A 3,878-nucleotide genomic window follows, 5' to 3' on the forward strand; every position below is an offset into this window, starting at 1 on the left:
GGCGGCCCAGGGAAACAGACCAGCCGAAACGCTGATACTGCGCCCTGGGCCGACCTCACTTAGCCGGCGACGCGGTAGAGAAATGCCGCCGCCGGATCCAGTTGGAGACCCTCGGCCACCGGGGCCGCAAACAGGACCCGTTGTACAAGGCCCGTCGAACCCTGCTGACCGGGGCCGACCTGCTCACCGATAAGCAGTACTCACGGATCCAGGACGTCTTCGACGGTGACGCCCACGTCGAAGTCGAAGCCACCTGGGCGTTCTACCAGCACATGGTCGCCGCCTACCGAGAACCGGACCGGGCCGAGGGCAAGAAGATGATGAACACGGTGATCACTAAGCTCTCCCGCGCCGTACCCAAGGCCCTGACCGAGCTGACCACACTCGGGCGCACCTTGAAGAACCGAGCCAGCGACGTCCTGGCCTACTTTGACCGCCCCGGCACCTCGAACGGCCCCACCGAGGCGATCAACGGGCGACTGGAGCACCTACGTGGCTCAGCCCTGGGGTTCCGGAACCTCACCAACTACATCGCCCGGTCCCTGCTGGAATCCGGAGGATTCAGACCACTACTACACCCTGGATTGTGAAGAGCCGCTTATGCAAAGGACCACCCGCGCTGGGGCTACCGACGGGCCTACTATGACGCCCGAGCCGAGGGCTGGGCGGTCAACCATAAGAAGGTCCAGCGGCTCTGGCGTGAAGAGGGCCTGCGGGTGTCGGTGAAACGTCGACGCAAACGCGTGGGGTCCTCCACCACGGAAGCCCCACAGGCCGGCGCGCCGAATGTGGTGTGGGCGGTGGACTTCCAATTCGACGCCGATGAGACCGGCCGGGCGATCAAGATCACCTCGATCGTCGATGAGCACACCCGCGAATGCCTGGGCGGGATCGTGGCCCGCAGCATCACCGGTGATGACCTCACCGCCCACCTCGACGCTATCGCCGCGCAACGGGGACTGCCACAGGTTCTGCGGTGCGACAACGGCCCGGAGCTGATCAGTAAGGCGATGGCCGACTGGGCTGGAGAGGTCACGGGGATCTACTACATCCCACCCGGTGCCCCGTGGCGCAATGGCTACGTGGAGTCCTTCAACAGCCGAATCCGAGACGAGTGCCTGAACATCACCAGCTTCTGGTCCCTAACCCATGCTCGGGTGATCATCGGCGATTGGAAGAAGGAGTACAACACCATCAGACGCCACTCAGCGCTCGGCTACCGCAGCCCGGCTGAGTATGCTGAAATCTGTACCCATTGAAGAATCCGCGGCCCGCATAACGCGTGGACCTACTNCTCGGCTACCGCAGCCCGGCTGAGTATGCTGAAATCTGTACCCATTGAAGAATCCGCGGCCCGCATAACGCGTGGACCTACTTCCGGGGGCAACCCACTCAGCGAGCAGGTCTTCTTCAGCTCTGGTGACGGTAGCCGGAGAGATTTTCACAGCCTGCCGCCGGGTCACAGACAGCTGAAGCAGGAGTCGATCCTGTCCAAGGAAGCTGAGCAGCCGAAGCCCCCAGCGGTGACGGCAGATCAGCCGGTGACTAGTGGCACCGCAGGCGAGGTCGACGGCGTCGAAGATGACCGTCCGAAGATGTGAGGCTTCAGCAATGCGGAGCTTCCAGCCTTCACGTGAGTGGACGACGTTTGCGCTGATGTACATGAATGGCTTCCTTTCGAGAACACACCCTCCCGAATGGGCAGGGTGGCTCGCCAAGGAAGTTCATGCGGTCAGTCTACAGAGGGCTGGGACTCGATGGGTGATCGCACGCTACGACTTCCCGGACACTGATAGTCCAGGAAGAGGACATCACCCCCGGGAAACCGGAATGGACCTCTTCTGAGCACATGAGAATCAGCCAGTCCTACGGTTGTTTCTCACTTACACGTGAAAAGACCAAGGAGGTCTACCCTATGGGCACCTACGCACCGCTGAAACAGTGGCCGACCGCAAAGAACATCGACCATTTGACACGGCTGACGATCCGGCATCTGGACGGCAAGATCAGCGCCCCAAAGGTAGTCGAGACTCCGGGGCATCCGCGGACGAACGCAGCCATCCGCTCAAGCCTCACGGACCTGAACTGGTTCGAGCTGATGACTACCCGGTTCCAGCATGCGCAGCACGGGGGTTCCGAGTCACGCCGCGCATACATCACCGGATTCGCCCTGCCTGCTGCAGCACGGGAATTCACAGAGGACATTTCTCATGCCCTCGGAGAAGACGTGCTGGTACGCCTCTTCCCGCCTGAGGGCGGAGAAGATGTGGAGCCTGTCCCTGTGGGGAGGAAGGACGGGGTTCCGAGCGAATGGCTGGGAGCATTCGACCGTGAGACCAACATTCACCCGTTCTACGGGAAGCATGACTCGCTGAATCGCGAACTTGATGAAGCCTGGGGAATCCAGATCATCAGCACCCGCTGGACCGAGGCCGCGAACGACCGGGACATCGACTTCTTCCACCGCGTGGAAAACGCGGTTCGGGATGGAGCCCGTGACCGGCGTGCCCGCTGAGGCGGCCACCTCACGCCGCTGATCACGAAGGCCGCTGAGGCTGGGCTGGGGAGACTATCCGTGCGGGTACCGAATGGTGGAGCCGATGATCTTCCCGAGTTCAGCACTCAGCGCCTGAAGTCGTTCATCACGACGGTGCTCACTGTCTTCCAGAGTGATATCGAGTCTGCCCGTGGTGGGGCCGGCGTCGAATGGCGGCGGCTGACCTTTATGCGACATCGGTGTGTGGGCCCCGTATCGGTCCAAAATCTCCTTGACCGCAGTCCACCGCGTCCGGATCCTCGCGGCGACGAGGTCATTGCCTGCATTCTCCGGAAGCGGGATCCTCTCTTCCTGTACGTCATGCCTCAGAGTCGGCCCCTGTTGCCTCCACAGTGCTGAGACGCCGGTCTTCTTCACCAGCATCTCTGCGAACCGGCGACCAAGCTGATCGGCGGGGACCTGGGCAAGGAGCCGGACCATAGGCACACCGGTCTCATTGGTTTCAGCGCGGTATGCCAGGTTGGATGGTTCTTCGGGGCTGGACCACTCCAACAGATGGTCATGAAGACGTTTGACCTGGTCGATGTCCCCGTAGTGGATCTCCAGCTCGAGGTCGGCCACCGGGGTCTCCTCCGGGATGGACATGATGCGGTAGTCGAAGGCGTCATGATCCGGGATAGGAATCAGGTAGCCGGAGCGGACGAAGATCAGATCCAGCAGCACCAGGGTCATGAAACGACGAAACGCCGTCTCGTGCGGGCTGTCTCCCCGGGCTGAGTGGAAGCGTTGCCGGAGGAAGCACAGGGCCTCCCGGTGATCTGTGGTCTTCGCCAGTGCTGTGTTGACCGCTTGTTCGTGCAGTGCGTTCTCGTCGTCGGCGCGGATCGGCGAGGCGGTGACTCGTCCGCTGGGATGGGCCCAGACGTGCCACCCGGTGAAATGTCCTACGCCCTCATACGAGGACCAACCGGGGTTATCGGCGCTGGGGTCGTAGGTCAGGAAGTAGTAGAGGGGGTTCGCCTCAGTGATTTGGTTGCCGTGGCGCAGAATCAACTCTGCCTCATCCCAGTCCAGGATGAAATCGATCAGTTCCCAGACGTTGACTTCAGTGTGGCGGAACGGGCCGGGGGGCTCCTGGGTGAGCAGGCCACGGAGGTGCAGGATGATGTGGGGACGCTCAGTGGCTACCCAGGCACCCTCGTTGTGCGCCATGATCCGCTGTCCGGCTGGCCGAGGCCGCGCTAGATGCTCCCAGAGGGGACTCAGATTGGTGCGGAACTGCGCATGGGACGCATAGAAGAGCTTCTTCAGTGACGGTCAAGTCCCGTGTAGTGGTGTAGCTGGCCCTGTTGTTCTTCGAGGCTTTCGTTGGTCAGCCAGG

3 protein-coding genes and 2 pseudogenes are annotated in these 3,878 nt (G+C 62.0%); 4 read left to right on the plus strand and 1 reads right to left on the minus strand.

Annotated features, from left to right (window positions below):
- Positions 1–59: 59 nt before the first annotated feature.
- The 4 genes and pseudogenes from FEF26_RS15190 to FEF26_RS15205 form a co-directional block, all read left to right on the plus strand.
- Positions 60–590 (plus strand): annotated as a pseudogene (locus FEF26_RS15190) (transposase); the annotation flags it as partial.
- Between the two features lie 6 nt (positions 591–596).
- Positions 597–1,259, plus strand: a pseudogene (locus FEF26_RS15195) (IS3 family transposase); the annotation flags it as partial.
- A gap of 60 nt (positions 1,260–1,319) precedes the next feature.
- Positions 1,320–1,601, plus strand: a complete 282-nt coding sequence (locus FEF26_RS15200) for a hypothetical protein (protein WP_138254380.1) — start codon at positions 1,320–1,322, stop codon at positions 1,599–1,601.
- Between the two features lie 314 nt (positions 1,602–1,915).
- Positions 1,916–2,515, plus strand: coding sequence for a DUF6919 domain-containing protein (locus FEF26_RS15205; RefSeq protein WP_138254381.1), 600 nt, complete (start codon positions 1,916–1,918; stop codon positions 2,513–2,515).
- A 54-nt stretch (positions 2,516–2,569) separates the two neighbouring features.
- Here the strand turns inward: FEF26_RS15205 and FEF26_RS15210 are convergent, their stop codons facing one another.
- Positions 2,570–3,709 (minus strand): hypothetical protein, encoded by a 1,140-nt coding sequence (locus FEF26_RS15210; protein ID WP_138254382.1) that lies wholly within the window; start codon positions 3,707–3,709, stop codon positions 2,570–2,572.
- Between the last annotated feature and the right edge of the window lie 169 nt (positions 3,710–3,878).

This window comes from Nesterenkonia salmonea (assembly GCF_005771525.1).
GTDB classification, from domain to species: Bacteria; Actinomycetota; Actinomycetes; order Actinomycetales; family Micrococcaceae; genus Nesterenkonia; species Nesterenkonia salmonea.